This window comes from Streptomyces bambusae, assembly GCF_019400985.1.
GTDB lineage: Bacteria > Actinomycetota > Actinomycetes > Streptomycetales > Streptomycetaceae > Streptomyces > Streptomyces bambusae_A.
In genome coordinates, this window is record NZ_WTFF01000609.1 from 1 (window position 1) to 1,724 (window position 1,724).

A 1,724-nucleotide genomic window follows, 5' to 3' on the forward strand; every position below is an offset into this window, starting at 1 on the left:
CCCCGGCCCCGGACGGTGCTGCCGCCGACCCGCGCGACGTGGCCCTCGCCCTGCTGCGGGGCCGGGCCTCCTTCGAGCACCGCGCGGTGGTCCTCGGATCCGACCGGGAGGCGCTGCTGCGCGGCCTGGCCGCGCTGGCCGACGGCGCCGACGCCGCTGACGCCGCCGCCGACGCCCACGCGGGCACCGTCCCCGGCGTCCCCGGCGCCGACGGTGTGTCCGTCGTCACCGGCACCGCCCCGGCGTCCGACGCCCGGCCCGTCTTCGTCTTCCCCGGCCAGGGCTCCCAGTGGGCCGGCATGGCCGTCGAACTCCTCGACTCCTCACCGGTGTTCGCCGCCCGCGTCGCCGCGTGCGAGGCGGCGCTCGCCCCGTACGTGGACTGGTCCCTGACGGACGTGCTCCGCGGCGCCGACGGCGTGCCCCCGCTCGACCGCGTGGACGTCCTCCAGCCCGCCCTCTTCGCCGTGATGCTGTCGCTGGCCGAGCTGTGGCGGGCCTGCGGCGTCGAACCGGCCGCCGTCGTCGGCCACTCCCAGGGCGAGGTCGCCGCGGCCGTCGTCGCCGGCGCTCTCTCCCTGGCCGACGGCGCCAAGATCGTCGCCCTGCGCAGCCAGGCCCTGCTGGAGCTGTCCGGCACCAGCGCCATGGCATCGGTGGCCCTGCCCGAGGAACAGGTCGCCCACCGGCTGCCCGCCTGGCAGGGCCGGCTCTCGGTGGCCGCCGTCAACGGCCCCGCCTCGGTCGTCGTCGCCGGCGAGCGCCCCGCCGTCCTCGAACTCGTCGGGCAGCTCACCGCCGAGGGCGTCTGGGCCCGTCAGGTGCCCGGCGTGGACACCCCCGGCCACTCGGCGCGCATCGAGGAGGTCCGCGACCGGATGCTGGACCTGCTCGCCGACGTCACCCCGGCCGAGTCGGCCGTCCCCTACTACTCCACCGTCACCGGCGGCCTGCTGGAGACCACCGGACTGGACGCCGACTACTGGTACCGCAACATGCGCCGGACGGTACGCCTGGACCAGGCCGTCCGCGCGCTCGCCGCCGACGGCTACGCCCACTTCGTGGAGATCAGCCCGCACCCGGTGCTCCAGGTCGCGCTCGGCGAGACCCTCGACCGGGCCGGCACCGAGGCGTTCGTCGGCGAGACCCTGCGGCGCGGCGACGGCGGCAGCGCCCGCTTCCTCACCGCCCTCGCCGCCGCGCACGTCCACGGCGTGGACGCCGACTGGGCCCCCGCCCTGGCCGGCCACCGCGACGCCGGCGACCCCGTGGCCCTCCCCACGTACGCCTTCCAGCGCCGCCGCTACTGGCCGCGCGACCCGGCCCGGGCCGGCGACGCCGCCGCGCTGGGCCTGGGCAGCTCCGGCCACCCCCTGCTCGGCGCCGCCGTAGCCCTGCCCGGCACCGAGGGCGTCCTGTACACCGGCCGGCTCTCCCGCTCCGAGCACCCCTGGCTCGCCGACCACGCCCTGCGGGACACCGCCCTGCTGCCGGGCACCGCGTTCCTCGAACTGGCGCTGCACGCCGGCCACGACACCGGCTGCCCGCGCGTGGAGGAACTGGTGCTGGAGGCGCCCCTGGTACTGCCCGAGGACGGGGGCGTCCAGCTCCAGCTCACCCTCGGCGCCCCCGACGAGGCGGGCTGCCGGCCGCCTGGCGTTCACACCCCGGCTCTTTTACCCCCCTGACGCTCACCACGGACCTTCGCGCTGGCTGTTGCGGCG

At 77.6% G+C, this 1,724-nt stretch carries 1 protein-coding gene; it reads left to right on the top strand.

Going from position 1 to position 1,724, the window contains the following annotated elements:
- The coding region (locus GPJ59_RS36015) for an acyltransferase domain-containing protein (RefSeq protein WP_219672328.1) at nucleotides 1-1,688 on the top strand (1,688 nt) is incomplete at its 5' end.
- Between the last annotated feature and the right edge of the window lie 36 nt (nucleotides 1,689-1,724).